The sequence below is a fragment of the Sphingomonas sp. genome, from assembly GCF_013812825.1.
Lineage (GTDB): Bacteria > Pseudomonadota > Alphaproteobacteria > Sphingomonadales > Sphingomonadaceae > Sphingomicrobium.
Genome location: NZ_JACCSU010000063.1, coordinates 1 through 19,293, shown reverse-complemented (window position 1 = coordinate 19,293; position 19,293 = coordinate 1). Strand labels below are relative to the sequence as shown.

16 protein-coding genes, 1 tRNA gene and 2 rRNA genes are annotated in these 19,293 nt (G+C 68.5%); 9 read left to right on the top strand and 10 right to left on the bottom strand.

The features are described from left to right. Positions 1-176 precede the first annotated feature (176 nt). From H0T81_RS08225 to H0T81_RS08205, 5 genes are all read left to right on the top strand, one after another. The gene (locus H0T81_RS08225; protein WP_294011701.1) at positions 177-803 is read left to right on the top strand and encodes a recA-like protein; all 627 of its coding nucleotides are present in this window, start codon (positions 177-179) and stop codon (positions 801-803) included. After that, positions 706-2,364 (top strand): DUF6504 family protein, encoded by a 1,659-nt coding sequence (locus H0T81_RS08220; RefSeq protein WP_294011700.1) that lies wholly within the window; start codon positions 706-708, stop codon positions 2,362-2,364. Before H0T81_RS08225 ends, H0T81_RS08220 begins: the two co-directional genes overlap by 98 nt. Before the next feature lie 22 nt (positions 2,365-2,386). Further along, complete coding sequence (locus tag H0T81_RS08215) at positions 2,387-5,665, top strand: error-prone DNA polymerase (protein ID WP_294011699.1); 3,279 nt, start codon at positions 2,387-2,389, stop codon at positions 5,663-5,665. A 32-nt stretch (positions 5,666-5,697) separates the two neighbouring features. Further along, complete coding sequence (locus tag H0T81_RS08210) at positions 5,698-6,333, top strand: LysE family translocator (RefSeq protein ID WP_294011698.1); 636 nt, start codon at positions 5,698-5,700, stop codon at positions 6,331-6,333. A gap of 80 nt (positions 6,334-6,413) precedes the next feature. Then, positions 6,414-6,812 carry a DUF2147 domain-containing protein gene (locus H0T81_RS08205; protein ID WP_294011697.1) on the top strand — a complete coding sequence of 133 codons (399 nt, stop codon included), beginning with the start codon at positions 6,414-6,416 and terminating at the stop codon, positions 6,810-6,812. 13 nt (positions 6,813-6,825) lie between these two features. Here H0T81_RS08205 and H0T81_RS08200 read toward each other — a convergent pair whose 3' ends face one another. The 4 genes from H0T81_RS08200 to hutI form a co-directional block, all read right to left on the bottom strand. Further along, a complete protein-coding gene (locus H0T81_RS08200) occupies positions 6,826-6,948 on the bottom strand; it encodes an SHOCT domain-containing protein (RefSeq protein ID WP_294011696.1) in 123 nt (40 codons plus the stop codon). A gap of 102 nt (positions 6,949-7,050) precedes the next feature. Then, positions 7,051-8,571, bottom strand: coding sequence for a histidine ammonia-lyase (gene hutH / locus H0T81_RS08195; protein ID WP_294011695.1), 1,521 nt, complete (start codon positions 8,569-8,571; stop codon positions 7,051-7,053). A 106-nt stretch (positions 8,572-8,677) separates the two neighbouring features. Then, a complete protein-coding gene (hutU, locus tag H0T81_RS08190; protein WP_294011694.1) occupies positions 8,678-10,348 on the bottom strand; it encodes a urocanate hydratase in 1,671 nt (556 codons plus the stop codon). Further along, positions 10,348-11,553 (bottom strand): imidazolonepropionase, encoded by a 1,206-nt coding sequence (hutI, locus tag H0T81_RS08185; protein WP_294011693.1) that lies wholly within the window; start codon positions 11,551-11,553, stop codon positions 10,348-10,350. Before hutI ends, hutU begins: the two co-directional genes overlap by 1 nt. A 43-nt stretch (positions 11,554-11,596) precedes the next feature. On the opposite strand from hutI, the gene H0T81_RS08180 reads away from it, so the two are divergent. After that, on the top strand, positions 11,597-12,490 hold the full coding sequence (locus H0T81_RS08180) for an arginase family protein (RefSeq protein WP_294011692.1): 894 nt from the start codon (positions 11,597-11,599) through the stop codon (positions 12,488-12,490). On the opposite strand, the gene H0T81_RS08175 is transcribed toward H0T81_RS08180, so the two are convergent. From H0T81_RS08175 to H0T81_RS08165, 3 genes are read right to left on the bottom strand one after another with little or no spacing between them, the layout of a single operon-like run. Further along, positions 12,475-13,074 carry an alpha-ketoglutarate-dependent dioxygenase AlkB gene (locus H0T81_RS08175; protein WP_294011691.1) on the bottom strand — a complete coding sequence of 200 codons (600 nt, stop codon included), beginning with the start codon at positions 13,072-13,074 and terminating at the stop codon, positions 12,475-12,477. The two genes, H0T81_RS08180 and H0T81_RS08175, sit on opposite strands and share 16 nt — an antisense overlap. Then, on the bottom strand, positions 13,071-14,096 hold the full coding sequence (locus H0T81_RS08170; protein WP_294011690.1) for an ATP-dependent DNA ligase: 1,026 nt from the start codon (positions 14,094-14,096) through the stop codon (positions 13,071-13,073). Before H0T81_RS08170 ends, H0T81_RS08175 begins: the two co-directional genes overlap by 4 nt. A 37-nt stretch (positions 14,097-14,133) precedes the next feature. After that, positions 14,134-14,895, bottom strand: a complete 762-nt coding sequence (locus tag H0T81_RS08165; protein ID WP_294011689.1) for an ion transporter — start codon at positions 14,893-14,895, stop codon at positions 14,134-14,136. Positions 14,896-15,020: 125 nt separating this feature from the next. Here H0T81_RS08165 and H0T81_RS08160 point away from each other — a divergent pair, with 125 nt between their 5' ends. The 3 genes from H0T81_RS08160 to H0T81_RS08150 are packed head-to-tail and all read left to right on the top strand — an operon-like array spanning position 15,021 to position 18,632. After that, on the top strand, positions 15,021-16,235 hold the full coding sequence (locus H0T81_RS08160; protein ID WP_294011688.1) for a M48 family metalloprotease: 1,215 nt from the start codon (positions 15,021-15,023) through the stop codon (positions 16,233-16,235). Positions 16,236-16,291: 56 nt separating this feature from the next. Then, positions 16,292-16,888 carry an MSMEG_3727 family PQQ-associated protein gene (locus tag H0T81_RS08155; protein WP_294011687.1) on the top strand — a complete coding sequence of 199 codons (597 nt, stop codon included), beginning with the start codon at positions 16,292-16,294 and terminating at the stop codon, positions 16,886-16,888. After that, positions 16,872-18,632, top strand: a complete 1,761-nt coding sequence (locus tag H0T81_RS08150) for a PQQ-dependent dehydrogenase, methanol/ethanol family (protein ID WP_294011686.1) — start codon at positions 16,872-16,874, stop codon at positions 18,630-18,632. The genes H0T81_RS08155 and H0T81_RS08150 overlap by 17 nt, the downstream gene beginning before the upstream one ends. Before the next feature lie 88 nt (positions 18,633-18,720). Here the strand turns inward: H0T81_RS08150 and H0T81_RS08145 are convergent. From H0T81_RS08145 to H0T81_RS08135, 3 genes are all read right to left on the bottom strand, one after another. Beyond that, positions 18,721-18,797: transfer RNA gene (locus tag H0T81_RS08145), tRNA-Met, on the bottom strand. Between the two features lie 146 nt (positions 18,798-18,943). Beyond that, positions 18,944-19,058: ribosomal RNA gene (gene rrf / locus H0T81_RS08140) — 5S ribosomal RNA — on the bottom strand. A gap of 113 nt (positions 19,059-19,171) precedes the next feature. Continuing rightward, a 23S ribosomal RNA gene (locus H0T81_RS08135) occupies positions 19,172-19,293 on the bottom strand; the annotation flags it as partial.

The following is a 19,293-nucleotide window of genomic DNA, read 5'->3' as shown; positions in this document are numbered from 1 at the left end:
ACGTTGCGAGTCGTGTGGCGAGAGGCTTGTCCCTGGTCGCCGGCGGAAGGCGGGTTGCGCCTTTCGGGCCGGCTGAAAACTGTGCTCCTGCGAAGGGCACCCATCGAAGTATTACTTCGGTGGGGCCCAAGGCAGGAGCCCAGACTGGATTCCTGCCTGCGCCGGAATACTGGCGCTTGCCTCGACCGCCCCAACCGACGCTCAGCGAACTGTTCGCCGCCCAGCCGCGCGACGGCGGCTGGGCCGGGTTCCTGCTCGCGCAATTGGACCCGGGCAAGCCGCTGCTGTGGGTGCAGGAGCGGATGGCGATCCTCGAGGCGGGGCGGGTCCATCCGCCGGGAATCGGCTGCCCGGAGCTCATCCACGTCACCGCCCGGGACGCCCGCTCGGCGCTGTGGGCGATGGAGGAGGGCTTAAGGTGCGGCGCATTGGGAGCCGTGATCGGCGAGCTGTGGGGCAACCCGGCGAGCCTCGACTTCACCGCCACCCGGCGGCTCGCGGTCGCGTCGGAGCGCTCGGGCGTTCCGGCCTGGCTGGTGCGGCTCGGCGGCAGCGCCGACTTGAGTGGGGCGCGGATGCGCTGGCGGATCGCCAGCTGCCCGAGCCAAGCCCATCCGTTCGACCCGCGCGCTCCCGGCGATCCGGCGTGGGACGCCGAGCTGTTCCGAGCCCGCGGCCGCCCGCCCGGGCGGTGGAGCATCGCCCATGAGCCGCAAGCCGGAACAGCGCATCCTTTCCGTCTGGTGGCCGCACCTGGCGATCGAGCGCTGGAGCAAGACGCAAGGGAGCGGCTTACCGCCTGATGCGCCGGTGGTGCTGACCATCGAGGGCACGCACGGGCTGGTGATATCGGCGGTGACCCGGGCGGCGGCGGCAAGCGGCGCTCGGGCGGGTGCCCGGCTGACCGATGCGCGGGCGCTCGACCCGCGCCTCATCGCGGTCCCGGCCGATCCGGCGGGCGACCAGGCGCTGGTCGAGAAGCTCGCCCGCTGGGCGGCGCGCTGGTCGCCCCTGGTCGAGGTCGACGGCCGCGACGCCCTGAGGCTCGACGTCACCGGGGTCGCCCATCTGTTCGGCGGCGAGGCGGCGCTGGTCGAGGATGTGCAGCGGCGCTTCGCGGCGCTTGGATTGACCAGCCGAGTGGCGATCGCGGCGACTCCCGGCGCGGCGTGGGCGCTGGCTCGGTACGGAAGGAAGACCCTCACCCTCCCGCTTCGCGGGTCCCTCCCTCTCCCGCGCGCGGGAGAGGGTTGGGGTGAGGGTCTTGACCTTCTCGCCCCTTTGCCCGTCGCCGCGCTCAGACTCTCGCCGGAGGCGGTGCGGACGCTCGAGCGGCTCGGCTTCAAGACCATCGGCGCGCTGGCCGGAGTGCCGCGCCGGGCGCTCGCCCGCCGCTTCCGCGAGGCCGACAACCCGCTCGATGCGCTCGACCGGGCGTTGGGCCGCAAGCCCGAGCCGCTGATCGCGACTGCGTGCGAGCCGCCGCCCCGGGCGAGCTTCAGGCTCGCCGAGCCGGCCAGCGACCCGGCGGTTCTGCCAGGCGCGCTCACCCGCCTCGCCGATCCGCTGGTGCGCGAGCTCGGCCGCCGTCGGCTCGGCGCCCGGCGAATCGCCTTTCACGGCTTCCGGGTCGACGGCGAGGTCGGCGAGGCCGAGGCGGAAACGGCGCTTCCGACGCGCGATCCGGCGCACATCGTCCGGCTGCTGGCCGACAAGGTCCGGACCCTCGATCCCGGCTTCGGCTTCGACGGTTTCGCCCTGACCGCACGCTGGTGCGAGCCGCTCGACCCGGCCCAGGACGCGCTGCTCGGCGGGCCTCGCCAAGAGCTCGAGCTGGCTCGGCTGGTCGACCGGCTGGCGGCTCGCCTCGGAGCCGATCGGGTGCGCCGCCCGGTCCAGCGCGACAGCCATTTGCCCGAACGGGCGAGCGGCTGGATGAGCGCTATTCCTCCCCGGAACGGGGAGGGGGACCGCGAAGCGAAGCGGAGTGGTGGAGGGGGCTCGGAGTCTCGCTCAGCTCCCCCTCCACCATCGAATCTTCGTTCGGTGGTCCCCCTCCCCGTTCCGGGGAGGAGACCCCAGCGCCTGCTCGACCGGCCGGAAGCGATCGCCGTCATCTATGCGACCCCCGAAGGCGTGCCGAGGCGCTTCGTCTGGCGGCGCTCGGTGCACGACATCGCCCGGGTCGAAGGGCCCGAGCGGATCGCGCCCGAATGGTGGCGGGCGCCGTCGAAAGCGCGGCTGCGCGATTATTACCGGGTCGAGGATTCCAGCGGCCGGCGATTCTGGATCTACCGCGAGGGGGTGATCGGCGACGGCCGCGGCGGAGCGCCGGCCTGGCACCTGCACGGCCTGTTCGGATGAACCATCGAGAAGCGCCCGGCTGATGCCCGAATATACCAACTTCGCCCGCAAGAAACTGGTTCGCGACGGGCCGGTCGAGCCGATTGCGCCGGCGCCGTTCGTCGAGCTTGGAGTCACCAGCCCGTTCAGCTTCCTGCGGGGAGCATCGGATGCGATCGAGCTGGTGCTGAAAGCGCTCGAGCTCGGCATGGATTCGATCGGCATCGCCGACCGCAACAGCCTGGCCGGAGTGGTCCGAATGCACAGCGCCGCCAGGGCCGCTGGGGTGAAGCCGCTGATCGGCTGCCGGCTCGATCTCACCGACGCTCCGAGCCTGCTCGCTTACCCACGCGACCGCGAAGCCTATGGCCGGCTGTCGAGGCTGCTGAGCCTGGGCAAGATGCGCGCCGAAAAAGGCGAGTGCGAGCTGAGCCTCGCCGACGTCGCTAAGCATTCCGACGCAATCGCCTTCATCGCCTGGCCGGAGGACGACCTGGACGCGTTCGAGACCGAGCTGCCGCGGCTTCGCGGCGCGTTGCCGTCCCTGCGCCACGTCGCCGCCTCGTACCTGTACCGCGGCGACGACAAGGCGCGGATCGAGCGGCTCGACCGTTTTGCCCGGGCCAATGGCGCCGCGATCCTCGCGACCAACGACGTCCATTACCACTCGCCCGACCGGCGGCCGCTGCAGGACGTGATGAGCTGCATCCGCGAGAAGGTGACCATCGCCGCCGCCGGATACCTTCTCAACGCCAATGCCGAGCGCCATTTGAAGCCACCCGAAGCGATGGCGCGGCTGTTCGAGCGCTGGCCGCATGCCATTTCCGCGACTCGCCAGTTCGCCGATGCGCTCAACTTCAGCCTCGATGAGCTGCGGTACGAATATCCGCTCGAGACGGTGCCCGATGGCCGCACTCCGCAGCAGCATCTCGAGCATCTGACCTGGGAGGGGGCGAAGCAGCGCTGGCCCGGCGGCGTTCCCGGCAAGGTGCTCGGCCAGCTGCGCCACGAGCTCGAGCTGATCCGCCGGCTCGACTTCGCCCGCTATTTCCTCACCGTCCATGACATCGTCGCCTTCGCCCGCAGCCTCTCGCCGCCGATCCTGTGCCAGGGCCGCGGCAGCGCGGCCAACAGCGCGGTCTGCTTCTGCCTCGGGATCACTGCGGTCGACCCGGCGACCAGCGACCTGCTGTTCGAGCGGTTCATCAGCGAGGAGCGCCGCGAGCCGCCCGACATCGACGTCGATTTCGAGCACGAGCGGCGCGAGGAAGTGATCCAGCACATCTACCAGAAATACGGCCGGACACGCGCCGGGATCGCCGCCACCGTGATCCACTACCGCCCGCGAAGCGCGATCCGCGAGGTCGGCAAGGTGATGGGTTTGAGCGAAGACGTCACCGCGGCGCTCGCCTCGACCATCTGGGGGCAGATGGGCGAGGAAATGGTCGCCGAGCGCGCGGGCGACGCCGGGCTCGATCTTGGCGACCCGCACCTCAAGCGCACGGTCAGGCTCGCCGAGCAGTTGATCGGCATGCCGCGGCATCTGTCGCAGCATGTCGGCGGCTTCGTTTTGACCGAGCGGCCGCTGACCGAGACGGTGCCGATCGGCAATGGGGCGATGGACGACCGCACCTTCATCGAATGGGACAAGGACGACATCGACGAGCTTGGGATCCTCAAGATCGACGTGCTCGCGCTCGGCATGCTGACCTGCATCCGCAAGAGCTTCGATTTGATCGAGCAGCACCACCACGAGCGCTGGGAACTGGCGACGATCCCGCAGGAAGAAGCTGGCGTCTACGACATGCTGTGCAAGGGCGATTCGCTGGGCGTGTTCCAGGTCGAGAGCCGGGCCCAGATGAACATGCTGCCGAGATTGAAGCCGCGCTGTTTCTACGACCTGGTGATCGAGGTCGCGATCGTCCGGCCGGGGCCGATCCAGGGCGACATGGTGCATCCCTATTTGAAGCGCCGCCAGGGCAAGGAGCCGCTGACCTTCCCCTGCCCGGCGCCCGAGCACGGGCCGCCCGACGAACTGGAGCGGATCCTGCTCAGGACATTGGGCGTGCCGGTGTTCCAGGAGCAGGCGATGAAGATCGCGCTCGACGCGGCGAAATTCACGCCGGCCGAAGCCAACCAATTGCGCAAGGCGATGGCGACGTTCCGCTCGCGCGGGACGATCGAATTGCTGCAGGACAAGATGGTCGGGCGGATGATCGAGCGCGGCTACGATCCCGATTTCGCGCAGCGCTGCTTCGACCAGATCAAGGGCTTCGGCGAATATGGCTTCCCCGAAAGCCACGCGGCGAGCTTCGCGCACCTGGTCTACGTGTCGAGCTGGATCCGCTGGCGCTACCCGGCGTCGTTCGCCTGTGCGCTGCTCAATTCCCAGCCGATGGGCTTCTACGCGCCCGCCCAGATCGTCCGCGACGCGCGCGAGCATGGGGTCGAGGTGCGCGGGGTGGATGTCAATCACTCGCAGTGGGATTGCACGCTCGAGAACGGCGCGCTGCGGCTCGGGCTGCGGATGATCGAGGGCTTGCGCGCCGACTCGGCGGAGCGGCTGGTCGCGGCGCGCGGAGCGCGGCCTTACGCAAGCGTCGAGGACGTCCGAACGCGTGGGCAGGTGCCGGTGCATGCGATCGAGCGGCTGGCGGCGGCGGACGCGTTCCGCTCGATGAAGCTCGACCGGCGGGCAGCCTTGTGGGACTCGCGAGCGCTCAAGGCGGCGCCCGACCTGCCGCTGTTCGCGGCGGCCGATGCGCGCGACGAAGGCGCCGAAGCCGAGCCCGCCAAGCTGCCGGCGATGCCGCTTTCCGAGCATGTGGTGAACGATTACCAGACGGTGCGATTGAGCCTGAAGGCGCACCCGATGCGCTTCCTTCGCGAGCATTATGCACGCCGCGGCTTCGTCGCCGCGCGCGAGCTGGAAACCCTCCGGGACGGCCGGCGCCTGTCGATCGCCGGCCTGGTGCTGATCCGCCAGCGGCCGGGCAGCGCCAAGGGCGTGGTGTTCATCACGATCGAGGACGAAACCGGGATCGCCAACCTCGTCGTCTGGCCCGACGTGTTCGCCAAGCAGCGCAAGATCGTCATGGGCGCGCGGCTGATGGCGGTGCACGGCGTGGTCCAGCGGGACGAGGACGTGATCCACGTGATCGCCCGGCGGCTCGAGGACGACACGCACACGCTCCGCCACCTGAGCGAAGAGGCGCTGCCCTCGACGCTTAGCCAGGGCGACGCTCCGGGAAGCTGGCGCCCGCCGGTGGGGAGACACCCGCGCGACGTCGAGATCATTCCCAAGAGCCGCGATTTCCATTGAGCCATTTCGGTCGTGCGGCCACGAAGACAGGAATGATCGACGCCGAGAGACTGGTCGCGTTCGCACTGGTGACGGGCATGACGAGCCTGGTGCCGGGCCCGTCGATGCTGTTCGTGCTGAGCCAGTCGGCGTGGCGCGGCGCGCGATCGGGAATGGCGGCGCTGGCCGGCGTGCAGCTCGGCTATGTGCTGTGGTGGCTGCTCGCGGCATTCGGCCTCGGCACGCTCGCCCAGGCCTTCCCGCTCGCCTTCCGAATGCTCGCGGTCGGCGGGGCGCTCTACCTCGCCTGGCTGGGCCTGCAGGCGCTGCGCCAGGCCGCGGCAACGTCCACCGACACCGTCGAATCGGCGCGCAAGCCGAGCGCGCACGCGCTTCGAGTCGGCGTTGTGGTCGCGCTCAGCAATCCCAAGGCGCTGATCTACATCGTCGCGCTGCTGCCGCCCTTCGTCGATAGCAGCCGGAGCGTGGTTCCGCAGCTGCTGGTGCTGGCAACCCTCGCCCTGGCGATCGATGCCGCGATCGCGTCGGTTTACATCTTCGCCGGCAGCCGCGTGGCAGCGGCGATGGGGCGGCCGGAGACGCGCCGGCGACTCGACCTGGCTGTCGGCGCAATCTTCATCATCATCGCAGTCGCCATTCTCGCCGAATTGCTGTGGCCGCGCTCATGACATGCATTTTCCGCCCTTCGTTCATCGGCGGGCAAGCTGGATGAACCATTGTTGCCGCAAACTGCTGCTAGATCGGTGACATGAAACGATTTTTTCTCGGCTTCGCATTGCTGTTCCTCGCCGCCGTGCCGGCCGCCGCCCAGGCGTCGGTCGAGGGGCGCTGGACGAATATGAAGCGCAGCGTCGTCATCGAGGTCGCTCGCTGCGGTCAGGCGTGGTGCGCGACCGTCGTCTCGGCGTCGGCCAAGGCCAAGGCCAATGCGCGCAAGGGCGGCACTGAAAACCTCATCGGCACGCGGATCCTGACCGGCGCCCGGCCGGTCGGCAACGGCGTGTACAAGGGCCGGGGCTTCATTCCCAAGCGCAACATCTACGCGCCCGCGACCATCCGCCAGCTCGGCCCCAACGTCATGGAGGTCGAGGGCTGCGCGCTCGCCGGCCTGCTGTGCAAGGAGCAGCGCTGGACGCGGGTCGGTTAGCTAGGGCCCCAAGTCAGAGCCGATCCAGCAGCTCCGCCTTCTTTGCCGCGAACTCTTCTTCGGTCAGGACCCCGGAGTCGCGCAGCTCGGCCAGCTTCCTGATCTGATCGACAACGATGTCGGTCATTTCGGCCATGGCCGCAGCGGGTGTTGAATGATCCTTGTGTCGTTCAAACATGGCGCGCTCCGCCTCTACCTCCGTGTGTTAGCTGAGCATAACACATCAAACTTCCCGCGGCTAGCTGTCTAGAACGTCACCGACCCCGATCTCGCCGGCCAGCACGGCGGCCTGGAGCGCGGCCATTTCGTCGGCCCAGTAGCGGTCGGACGTCAGGTGCGGCGACAGCGCCCGCACCTTCGAGTGGATCGGCTGGAGCCTGGCCGAAGTCTTGAGCGGCGCGTGGCAGTCGACGCCCTGCGCGGCGGCGATCAGCTCGACGGCGACGATCCCGGCGGCGTTGCGGGCGATCCGCGCGGCCTTGATCGCGGCGATCGGCGACATCGCCACATGATCCTCCTGCCCGGCGGACGTCGGGATCGAATCGACGCTGGCCGGGAACGCGAGGCTGCGGTTCTCGGCGACCAGAGCGGCGGCGGTGACCTGCGGGATCATCAGCCCCGAATTGACTCCGCTGTCCTCGCTCAGGAACGGCGGCAGGCCGCTCAACTTGGGGTCGATCAGCACCGCGGTCCGGCGCTCCGCGATCGAGCCGACCTCGCACAGGGCAAGCGATATCATGTCGGCGGCGAAGGCGACCGGCTGGCCGTGGAAATTGCCGCCGGAGATCGCCGTGCCGGAGCCTTCTTCCCCACCCGCCCCGAAGACGATCGGATTGTCGGTGACGGCGGCAGCCTCGATGGTCAAAGTCCGGGCGGCACTGGCGAGCAGGTCGAGCGCGGCGCCCATCACCTGCGGCTGGCAGCGGAAGCTGTAGGGGTCCTGGACCCGGCCGCAGCGGCCGTGGCTGGCGAGGATTTCGGAGCCCTCCAGAAGCGCCGCGATCTCGGCCGCGACGCGGATCTGGCCAGGCTGGCCGCGGAGCGCGGAGATGCGCGGGTCGAACGGCTTGGCCGAGCCTTTGAGCGCGTCGACCGACAGTGCGCCGGCAGCGATTGCTGCGGCGAACACCCGCTCGCCCGTGAACAAGGCGTCGAGCGCGATCGCGGCGCTCGCCTGGGTGCCGTTGATCAGCGCCAGGCCTTCCTTGGGAGCGAGCTCGAGCGGCTCGAGTCCCAACAGTCGAAGCGCGGCCGGCGCGGCGACGATGTCGCCGGCGATGTCGATCGATCCGTGGCCCATCAGCGCGGCGATCAGGTGCGCGAGCGGGGCGAGATCGCCCGACGCGCCGACGCTGCCCTGGCTCGGGATGACCGGCATCGCGTCGCGGTCGAGCAGGCCCTGGAGGACTTCGACGATCGCCAGCCGGACGCCGGAAAACCCGCGTCCCAGCCCGAGCAATTTGAGGACGATCATCAGCCGGGTGACGTGGCGCGGCAGCGGCTCCCCGAGGCCGGCGCTGTGCGACAGGATGAGGTTGCGCTGCAGCTCGGCGAGTCGCTCGTCGGGGATTCGGGTGTTGGCCAGCAGCCCGAAACCGGTGTTGACCCCGTAAACGGTCTCGCCGCTCGCGACGATGCGCTCGACCGAGGCGGCGGCGGCGGCGACGCGCCGCATCGCGGCCTCGTCGAGGCTCGCGGCCTCGCCCTGCCACAGCCGGCGCAAGGTCGCGAGATCGATGGTTTCGGGGTTGAGCCTCACTCCTTGCTCCGTTCGCCCTGAGCCTGTCGAAGGGCTGTCCTGCTGCTGCGTAGGAATAAAGGCAGGGCTTCGACAAGTTCAGCCCGAACGGTGATAGATGAAAACTTCACTCGGCGACCATCGGCAAGTCCAGGCCCTGCTCCTTGGCGCAGGCGATCGCCTCGTCATAGCCGGCGTCTGCGTGGCGCATGACTCCGGTGGCGGGGTCGTTCCACAGGACTCGTTCCAACCGCCGCGCGGCGGCGTCGGTGCCGTCGGCGACGATCACCATGCCCGCGTGCTGCGAATAGCCCATGCCGACCCCGCCGCCGTGGTGGAGCGACACCCACGTCGCTCCCGACGCCGTGTTGAGCAACGCGTTGAGCAGCGGCCAGTCGGAGACGACGTCGCTGCCGTCCTTCATGCTCTCGGTCTCGCGGTTGGGCGAGGCGACACTGCCGCTGTCGAGATGGTCGCGGCCGATGACGATCGGTGCCGACACTTCGCCGCTGCGGACCATTTCGTTGAACGCGAGGCCGAGCCGGTGGCGCTGGCCGAGGCCGACCCAGCAGATGCGCGCCGGCAAGCCCTGGAACGCAATTCGCTCGCGCGCCATGTCGAGCCAGCGGTGGAGGTGCGGGTCGTCGGGGATCAGCTCCTTCACGCGCTGGTCGGTGCGGTAGATGTCCTCGGGGTCGCCGGACAGAGCGACCCAGCGGAACGGCCCGATGCCGCGGCAGAACAGAGGCCGGACGTAGGCGGGGACGAAGCCGGGGAAATCGAACGCGTGGACGACTCCGGCGTCCTTCGCCTCCTGGCGGATGTTGTTGCCATAGTCGAAGGTCGGAACGCCCATTTCCCGATAGGACAGCATCGCCTCGACATGGCGTGCGATCGAGATTCGGGCAGCCTCGGCGACCGCGGCCGGGTCGCGCTCGCGCATCTTCTGCCACTTGGCGACGCTCCACCCCATCGGGCAGTAGCCGTTGGCGGGATCGTGGGCGCTCGTCTGGTCGGTCAGCGCATCGGGACGGATGCCGCGGGCGAGCATTTCGGGAAGGATCTCCGCCGCGTTGCCGATCAGCCCAACCGACGTCGGCTCGGTTGCCGTCCGGACGATCTCCAGAGCCTCATCCACGCTCCGAGCGCTCCGGTCGAGGTAGCGCGTCTCAAGGCGCTTGGCGATGCGGCTTTCCTGGCATTCGATGGCGATGCAATGGGCGCCGGCCATCACCGCCGCCAGCGGCTGCGCGCCGCCCATCCCGCCGAGGCCCGCGGTGAGGATCCACTTGCCCTTGAGGTCGCCGCGGTAATGCTGGCGGCCCATTTCGGCGAACGTCTCGTAGGTGCCCTGGACGATGCCCTGGGTGCCGATGTAGATCCACGAGCCGGCGGTCATCTGGCCGTACATCATCAGCCCGGCGCGATCGAGCTCGTTGAACACCTCCCAGTTCGCCCATTTGGGAACCAGGTTCGAGTTGGCGATCAGCACCCGCGGCGCATCGCGGTGGGTTCGGAACACGCCGACCGGCTTGCCCGACTGGACGAGCAGCGTCTGGTCGTCCTCGAGCCGCTCCAATGTCGCGACGATGGTGTCGAAACATGGCCAGTTGCGCGCCGCCCGGCCGATGCCGCCGTAGACGACCAGGCTTTGCGGGTCCTCGGCGACCTCGTCGTCGAGGTTGTTCATCAGCATCCGGACCGCCGCTTCGGTCGCCCAGCTCCTGGCGACGATGTCGCTGCCGCGGCGGGCGCGGATCTGGCGGCTGTTGTCGCGGCGCGGACCGTCGGTGGCCATCAAGCGTCCAACCCTGCGAAAATGCGTCGGGCCGGGCCCGGCAGGCCGATCCAGTAGCCGAGCTCGACCAGGCTTTCGAGGCGCCACACGGCAAGGTCGGCGGCCTTGCCCGGAGCGATGCTGCCGATCTGCTTGGCGAGGCCGAGCGCGTGCGCGGCGTTGATGGTCATTCCGGCGAGCGCTTCCTCGGGCGTCAGGGTGAACAGGGTGCAGGCCATGTTCATCGCCAGGGTCGGCGACAGCAGCGGCGAGGTGCCGGGGTTGCAGTCGGTCGCGACCGCGATTCGCACGCCATGCTCGCGCAGCAGCTCGACCGGCGGCTTGCGGGTTTCCTGAAGCGCGTAGAAGGAACCCGGCAGGAGCACCGCGACGGTGCCGGCCTCGGCCATCGCCCTGGCGCCGGCCTCATCGAGATATTCGAGATGGTCGGCCGACAGGGCGCGGTGCTCGGCCGCCAGCGCGGCGCCGTTCTGGTTGGACAATTGCTCGGCGTGGAGCTTGACCCGAAGGCCGTGATCGGCGGCCGCCTTGAACAGGCGCGCGACTTCCTCGGGGCTGAAGCCGATGGTCTCGCAATAGGCGTCGACGCTGGTCGCCAGCCCGGCCTTGGCGGCCGCCGGGATCAGCTGCTCGACCGCTTCGTCGACGAACTCGGCGCGGTCCCGGCCCCTGGGCAAGGCGTGCAGCGCCAGCAGGGTGCCGACGACCCGCACCGACTCGCTCGCGCCGAGCGATCTGGCGACCTCGAGCAGCCGCAGCTCGGCGCCGGGATCGAAGCCGTAGCCCGACTTGATCTCGACGGTCGTCACTCCGCCGGCCATCAACGCGTGCAATCGTCCGCGGGCGCTTTCGAGCAGCTCGGGTTCCGAAGCGGCGCTGGTCCGGGCGACAGTCGAGGCGATGCCTCCGCCGGCCCGGGCGATCTCCTCGTACGAAGCGCCCGAGCGGCGTAGCGCATGCTCGTCGGAGCGGTTGCCGCCGAACACCAGATGGGTGTGGCAGTCGATCAGCCCGGGGGTCACCCAGGCGCCGTCGAGCGCCACCACCTCCTTGGCCCGGAAGCCGGCGAGCTCGGTGCGCTTGCCGACGCGGACCACCTTGCCGTCCTGAATGCCGATCGAGCCGTTGCGGATCACGCCCAGGGGATCGCCGGGAGCCGGATCCATGGTCGCGACGTGGCAGTCGATCAGGAGGCGGTCCCACATGTCGGAATCGCCTTAGGGCAGCGCCGGTGTTACCGTCAAAAGGATGCCGAGCCCGCCGTCCCGATGGCCCAATCTCGCCGAGCTGCTGGTCGAGCGCCCCGGCGCCGCGCCGGTCGGCCTGCTGGGCGCTCCACTCGCCGCCGGCTCGGTGAGCGCCGGCTCGTGCGACCTTGCGCCGGCGCTGTTGCGCGCGACGATGAAGCGGATCGGGCGATACGACGTCGAGACCGGGCGCGAGCTCGCGACCCGGATCGGCGACCGCGGCGATGTCGATGTCGCCGGTATGACCATCGAGCAGGCGACGGCGCCGTTGAGCGTCGCGGTGCGCGAAAGCACCGAGGCGCATGCGCTGACCCTCCTCGTGGGGGGCAACAATGCGATCACCCGGCCGGCAGTGCTCGGGCTCGGCGGCGAACTGGAGGAGATCGGCCTCATCACCCTCGACGCGCACTTCGACATGCGCGACACGGCCGAGGGCCTGAGCAACGGCAATCCGGTTCGCGCCCTGCTCGAGGATGGGCTGCCGGGCGCCAACATCGCCCAGGTCGGGCTTGCGAGCTTCGCCAACAGCCTGGCGATGCACCGCGCCGCCGAGGAGGCCGGCAATCTGGTCGTGACGATGGGCGACATCCGGCGCGAAGGCATCGACCAGGCGATCGCCCACGCGCTCGACCATGTCGCGCATTGCGACGCGCTGGTGATCGACTGCGACATCGACGTGATCGACCGCTCGCAATTCCCGGCCGCGCCGGGCGCTCGGCCGGGCGGGATGGCGGTCGCGGACTTCTTCGCCGCGGTGCGCAAGCTGGCCTCCGACCCGCGCGTGCGGGTGATCGATCTGACCGAATGGGACCCGCCGCTCGACCCGACCGACCTCAGCGCGCTGACCGCCGCCCGGTGGGTCGCGGAGTGCCTGGCGGGCTACGAGATGCGCTGAGCTTGGGCTTTTTTTCGCCCCGAATCCGAAAGCGACCGGAAGGTGATCGAGAAGCGCAGCTGCTCGCCGGGCGCGATGCTGTGCTCCCACTCATGGCGGACTTCGCCGGTGAGCAGATAGGCCGAGCGCGGCTCCACAGGCAGGCTCGAGCGCTGAAAACCGCTGGCCGTTCGGCGGCGGAAGCGCAGGGTCGCCGGCGAGCCCAGCGAGACCCCGACGACCTTGTCGAAAACCGGGCGGTCGCGGTGCCAGCCGATGCCGGCGCCGGGGTCGTAGCGAGCGAGCAGAACATGCACGAACTCGTCGGGTCCCAGGCCTGCAAAGCTCGCCGCGCGGTTGCGCAGCGGCGATAGCCAATCGGGCACCGGCTCGGCCGGAGTGAAGCTCGAGTCCTCGAAATCGTAACGCCAGCCAAAGCTCTGGGTCTTGCGATTGCCGAGCCATCCGTGGAAGCGGAACGGGGCGAGATCGAGCCCTCCAAGCCGCTCCAGCAACTCGTGCTCCTCGGCACGGCTGACCACGCTCTCGGCGTATTTGAGGCCGGCGACGGGCGGAGTGTCGAAAAGGCCGGGAAGCGCGGTCATGCGGCGAACAGCTCGGCAAGCTCGGACGGGCGCAGCCCGGGGGCGAGCTGGTCGAAGGTGCACTGCATCGGGTCCTTGTCGGGCCGCCAGCGGACAAGGCCGGTGCCGTGGCGGAAGCGGCGGCCGGTCACCTGGTCGTAGCGCACCTCGACGACCAGCTCGGGCCGCAGCGGCTGCCAGGCCATCGAGCGGGCGGTGCTCCAGCGGCTCGGGCCTCCCGGGGCATTGCCGGTAAAGCCTGGCGGCTCGACCATGGCTTCGAGCTGGTCCGTCAGCGCCGGCCGGTCCTCGGCCTTGAGAGCGGAGGTGAAGCCGACATGGTGGAGCAAGCCGGAGCCGTCATAGAGGCCGAGCAGAAGCGAGCCGACCTCCTTCTTCTTCTCGGCGTAGCGGAAGCCGCCGACCACGCAATCGGCGGTGCGCTGCTGCTTGACCTTGACCATCGCCCGCTCGCCCGGCCGGTATTCGAGGTCGAGCCGCTTGGCGATCACCCCGTCGAGGGCGCCGCCGCTGCGGTTCAGCCAGCCGAGCGCGGCATCATGATCGCGGGTCGCCGGCGACAGCAGCAATCCCGTAACGCGCTGCCTCGCGTAGAACTTCTCGAGCGCGGCGCGGCGATCCGCCAGCGGCTGACTGGCGAGCGACTTGGCGCCGAGCGACAGCAGGTCGAACAGCATGAACTCGGCCGGAGTTTCTCGCGACAGCTTGCGGATCCGGCTTTCGGCCGGGTGCAGCCGCATCTGCAGTGCCTCGAACGACAACGAGTCTCCGACCGGCAGAATCAGCTCGCCGTCGAGCAGGAAATGTTTTTCCTTCAGGGTCTCGAGCATCGCGACGACTTCGGGGAAGTAGCGCCCCAGCGGCTTGCCCGACTTGGACGTGAGCTCGACCTTGCCGCCGCCGCGGCCGGCGAGGCAGCGGAAGCCGTCCCACTTGGGCTCGTATTGCCAGCCCTCGCCGTCGGGCAGCTCGGCGGCGAGCAGCGCTTCCATCGGCGCCGGAGGGGCTTGGGTCCTGGCCATTGGGGGACAAATCGCCTCCGCGCCGCCGCGTTCCGACTCAGGTCCTCGTCGCCAGCTGGGCGCGGAGAGCACGGACTTCTTTCAGCACCAGCTTGACGTCCCCGCTGCCGGCCACCGGACCCCGCGCCTCTTGAGCGTCGCGACCGACGAAGAAGCTGGCGAAGGTGGCGGTGATGTAGCCGAACATCGCGAGGCCATAGAGGGCGAGGAGCATGGCGAGGACTCGGCCTTCCGTCGTCGACGGCCAGAAGTCGGTGCCGATGCTGGCGATCAGCATGCCCGTCCACCACAAGGCGTGGCCATAATCGCGAAAGCCGCCTTCGACTTCGCGGGCGTTCTCGAAGTTGAGCATGCCGGCCGCCCCGAGGCCGATAACCAGGACGGTCAGCCCGGCGACGTAGCCGAAGCCGCGCCGCTGGAGCGTGCCCTTCAACGCATTCATGCTGCGGTTGGCGGTGGCGACGATGCGCACCAGGCGGAAGCCACGGAGCGCTCGCGCCGCGCGCAGGAAACTCAGAGCGCGGAACAGGCGCAGCGCCGGCACCGCAAGCGCGAGGACCGTCAACCAGTTCGATTTCAGAAACGGCAGCTTGTCGGGAGCCAGCGAAAAGCGGATCGCGAACTCGAGGATAAAAATGACCCAGATCGTCGTGCCGACGGTGGTCAGCAATTCCGTCGAGCCGGAAACCAGCTCCCACACGACGATCAGCAGCCACGCGAGGCTGAGCAGCGCCATCGGCACCGTCAGCCATTGATCAAGATCACGCAGCAGTTTCCATCTCAATCTCACCGAAGCCATCGCGCCCTCCATTTGGTGTCATCGAAAGACGCTTCGAAAGCCGTTTCGATGCCACAACCGCAAGGGCTGGCGCGGCTGACGGCGCGCGGTAAAACGGCAGCGGGCCGATGCGGCTGGAGGGGATGATGGCATTCAACGCCCAAACGGCGACCGCCCGCTACATCGACAGTGTCGGCGCCGACAATCTGGACAAGGCGGCGGCCTACACGATCGGCAATCACTGGCACCTCTTGTGGGGACTGATCGTCACCGGGGTCATCGCCTGGCTGGTGGTCCGCTGGGGGGTCCTCGACCGGCTCCAGGCGAGGCTCGAGCGGCGAAGTTTCGCGATGCGCGCCTTTCTCGTCGCCGCGACCTATCTTCTGATTTCCGGGATTCTCGGTCTCCCATGGTCGATCTACGAGGGCTGGTGGCGCGAGCGGGCGTACGACCGCTCCAGCCAGCCGCTCGGCGACTTCCTCGTCCAGGGCACCATCGCAGGGCTGCTTACGGCGGTGATCGGCGGGCTGTTCCTGCTCGGCGTCTATGCGCTGATCAACCGCACCGGCCGGCGCTGGTGGATCTGGTCGGGCGGCCTGACCGCGGCCGCGCTCGCGTTCCTGATGCTGCTCTCGCCGATCCTGATCGAGCCGCTGTTCAACCAGTACCAGCCGGTGCCGGCGGGGCCGGTGCGCGACACCCTCGAGGAGATGGCGCAGCAGGCGGACATCCCCGCCAACCGGATCTTCATGTACGACGGTTCGCGGCAGTCGAACAACTTCACCGCCAATGTCTCGGGCGTGCTCGGATCGGCGCGAATCGCGATTTCGGACGTCGCGTTGAAGCAGGCGTCGCTCGAGGAGGTGAGGGCGGTGACCGGGCACGAAGTCGGCCATTACGTGCTCGGCCACGTGTGGCGCGGAGTCGCGGTCTATTCGCTGCTGGCGGTGCTGTTGTTCTTCCTCGCCGATCGCCTGTTCCCTTCGTTCGCTCGCGCGTTCGGCTCGACCGCCGCGATCGGCGAGCCGCGCGGCGTTCCGGTGCTGCTGTTCCTGGTTTCGCTGTTCGCGCTGCTGGCGATGCCGATCACCAACGCTCTGTCGCGGATCGGCGAGAGCGAAGCGGATGCCTATTCGCTGCGGACGGTGAACGAGCCGGACGGGCTCGCGTCGGCCCTGGTCAAGACCGCCGAGTATCGATACCCGCGGCCGCATCCCGTGCAGGAAGCGATCTTCTATTCGCATCCGTCGGTCGAGAGGCGGGTGCGGCGGGCGATGGAGTGGAAGGCGCGCATTCGAAGCCGGACCCTGAACCGGCTTGGGGCAACAGGGGTTATTTCCAACACCGTCGTTGAGGGATAGAATGACCGTCTCTTCCAAGCGGCCGGGGGCGGTTTGGGCTGGAAGGAGTGTTGGTGATGAACCGACGGCCCCTGTTGCGGATGGGTGCTGCGGCGCTGCTTTGCAGCACCCTTGCCGCCTGCGAATATTTGGGAATCCTGCGCCCCAATGTGCTCGCCCAGCTCGACCCGGAAATGGCGGTCGTGCTCAACGAACTGCCTAATCTCGACGCGCCCAACGAGGCCTTGATCGGGCGGCTCTACGCAACCGGCGGAGCGATGCGGGCGTCGGTCGGAGCCGACGGAATCATGCGCAGCCGCATTCGAGTGCCCAAAGACGAATACCTCTGGTACCCGGCGATCCTGATCCTGCCGCGCGGCGGAACGCTCGAGATCGACATCACCAACGAGGATCACCGGCCGCACGCCATGTTCGCTCCCAGCAACGGCAGCCGGCAGCTGCTCCAGCTGCCCGCGCAGACCCGGGGCGTCGTCCGTGTCACGCTCGACGAGCCCGGTCTCTACTGGTTCGGCTGCCCGGTCGCGAACCACGCGCCCCGGGGAATGCTCGGCTTTGTGTTCGTGAAAGGCGAGGTGCCACCAGGAGCGCGCCTCGACCGTCCTCGCCAGCCTCAACCCGGCGGAAGGAGGCCCCCGCGTGCGCATCAGCACTAAGCTTTTTGCACTCGCGCTAATGGGCGGCCTTGCGAGCTGCTATCCATCGCAGATGGGCCCGCAGTGGCCGATTACCCAGACGGCCAAGCCGTTCGACGGGCCGCCGCTCGATTCCGCGCAGCGGGGCCAGGCGCCGCCGGTCGCAGACTCGGTTACCTTCGAGCGGATCGTCGGCGCGAGGAATGAGCCGCACAATTGGCTGACCTATTACGGCGCCTACGACGGCCAGCGTTTCTCGGCACTCGACCAGATCAACGCCAGCAACGTCTCGCGGCTAAGGCCGGCATGGGTGTTCCAGTCCGCGCCCATCGGGCTGATGGCGACCCCGCCCGCCTACTCGCTGGAGTCGGCGCCGATCGTCGTCGACGGAGTCATGTTCCTGTCCGGCTTCGACGGGCACGTGTGGGCGATCAACGCCGCCACGGGCGAGGAGCTGTGGCATTATCGGCACCAGATCCCGCTCGACATCCCGCTGTGCTGCGGCAACGTCAATCGCGGTGTCGCCGTCGCTCGGGGCCGAGTCTTCTATTCGAGCCCGAACGGCCATCTGATCGCGATCGACGCCCGCACCGGGCATCCGGTCTGGCGCACCGTGTGGCTCGACCCGCGTGCCGGAGAGAGCTCGACGATGGCCCCGCTTGTCGTCAAGAACCTCGTCATCGTCGGCTCGTCGGGTGCGGAATATGGCGTTCGCGGCCATATCGACGCATTCGACATCGCCACCGGGCAGCGGGTGTGGCGGCGCTATACCGTCCCCGCGCCGGGCGAGCCGGGGTCCGAAACCTGGGGCAACACGGACGCATCGTACCGCGGCGGCGGCACGGCATGGATCACCGGCACCTACGACCCCGCGCTGGATCTCGTCTATTGGGGCACCGGCAACCCGGGACCCGTGTTCCACAAGTCCAACCGGCCGGGCTCGAACCTGTTCACCAATTCGGTGCTGGCGATGGACCCGGACGACGGCTCGATCCGCTGGCACTACCAGTACACGCCGGGCGACGTGTGGGATTACGACGGAGTCAACGAGAACATCCTGTTCGAGCAAGGCGGGCGGCGGCTGCTCGCCCACTTCGACAAGAACGGGTACATGTTCGTGCTCGACCGGGTCACTGGCCAGAGGGTCAGCGTGACGCCCTTCGGCGGGCGCATGACCTGGGGCCGGATCGATCCGGCCAGCGGCGCCGTGATCCCGGCCGCGGTCCCCACTCCGCAGGGCACCGAGATATGCCCGGGGCCGGCCGGTGCCAAGGAATGGCCGCACGCGACCTACAGCCGCAGCACCGGCCTCCTCTACACGCCCTATCTCGACTATTGCGCGACCGTCCGCGGCTTCGAGCAGGAGTTCAAGGAAAGCCTCGACTATCTCGGCGGCGACTTCCAGATCTCGCCTGGCCAGATGCACGGCGGTGGAGTGAAGGCGTTTCGCACCGACGGGTCGCTCGCCTGGCACTGGCGCTACAAGTTTCCGATCCTCGCGTCGCTGCTCAGCACCGGCGGAGGCCTCGTTTTCGTCGGCACTCCCGATGGCCAGTTCATCGCGCTCGATGCAACGACCGGGCGGCAGGTTTGGCAATTCCGGACCGGCACGGGGATCCACTCCAATCCCGTCACCTACAGCGTCGCCGGCAGGCAATATATCGCCGTTCCGACCGGCTGGGGAGGCTGGGTCGAAGGCTTCGCACCCGACCTCATCGGCCACGAGCGCGGCAGCGCGGTGTTCGTGTTTTCGCTCACGCAGTGACCCCGCAAGGACGGGTCTCCCAAGGCGAGCGCGGCTGCTTTGGCGGGCACAAAAAAACCGCCAGGCCTTTGGCCTAGCGGTGATTTGTTGGTTGCGGGGGCAGGATTTGAACCTGCGACCTTCAGGTTATGAGCCTGACGAGCTACCGGGCTGCTCCACCCCGCGCCAACTTTCGCTCAACCTACGCCGACACGCATGAAGCGTGCCGCCGAGCGGCTGAGCTCGAAACAACAAAGCCGCCGCTCGGACTGGCCGGCAGCGGCTTTGAATGAGATTGTGAATGGGTTTTCCTGCAATGCGCTGGCTTCAAAGCCTGGCGACGACCTACTCTTCCACTGCTTAGGCAGTAGTACCATCGGCGCTGTCCGGTTTCACGGCCGAGTTCGGGATGGGATCGGGTGGGTCACGGACGCTATGGTCACCAAGCTATGGGGCCAGCGCAAAACAGGAAATCTAGAAATCGTGCACTTGGGTATTCTGGGCATCTAGCCGAGAACCATTCCAGATCGCCGGCAGGGCCGTCGATGATGGTGAGACTCTCAAGCGCGAAATGAGCAATTAGGACCGGTTAGCTTCACGCATTACTGCGCTTCCACACCCGGCCTATCAACGTGGTGGTCTTCCACGGCTCAAAGATACCTTATCTCGAGGGAGGCTTCCC

Coding starts and splice junctions, on each gene's coding strand:
- H0T81_RS08175 (WP_294011691.1), bottom strand. CDS start 13,074: ATGACCGCGCTTCCCGGCCTTTTCGACACTCCGCCCGTCGCCGGCCTC.
- H0T81_RS08165 (WP_294011689.1), bottom strand. CDS start 14,895: ATGGCTTCGGTGAGATTGAGATGGAAACTGCTGCGTGATCTTGATCAA.
- H0T81_RS08205 (WP_294011697.1), top strand. CDS start 6,414: ATGAAACGATTTTTTCTCGGCTTCGCATTGCTGTTCCTCGCCGCCGTG.
- H0T81_RS08215 (WP_294011699.1), top strand. CDS start 2,387: ATGCCCGAATATACCAACTTCGCCCGCAAGAAACTGGTTCGCGACGGG.
- hutU (WP_294011694.1), bottom strand. CDS start 10,348: ATGGCCACCGACGGTCCGCGCCGCGACAACAGCCGCCAGATCCGCGCC.
- H0T81_RS08210 (WP_294011698.1), top strand. CDS start 5,698: ATGATCGACGCCGAGAGACTGGTCGCGTTCGCACTGGTGACGGGCATG.
- H0T81_RS08180 (WP_294011692.1), top strand. CDS start 11,597: ATGCCGAGCCCGCCGTCCCGATGGCCCAATCTCGCCGAGCTGCTGGTC.
- H0T81_RS08160 (WP_294011688.1), top strand. CDS start 15,021: ATGGCATTCAACGCCCAAACGGCGACCGCCCGCTACATCGACAGTGTC.
- H0T81_RS08170 (WP_294011690.1), bottom strand. CDS start 14,096: ATGGCCAGGACCCAAGCCCCTCCGGCGCCGATGGAAGCGCTGCTCGCC.
- H0T81_RS08155 (WP_294011687.1), top strand. CDS start 16,292: ATGAACCGACGGCCCCTGTTGCGGATGGGTGCTGCGGCGCTGCTTTGC.
- H0T81_RS08220 (WP_294011700.1), top strand. CDS start 706: ATGAGCCGCAAGCCGGAACAGCGCATCCTTTCCGTCTGGTGGCCGCAC.
- hutI (WP_294011693.1), bottom strand. CDS start 11,553: ATGTGGGACCGCCTCCTGATCGACTGCCACGTCGCGACCATGGATCCG.
- H0T81_RS08200 (WP_294011696.1), bottom strand. CDS start 6,948: ATGGCCGAAATGACCGACATCGTTGTCGATCAGATCAGGAAGCTGGCC.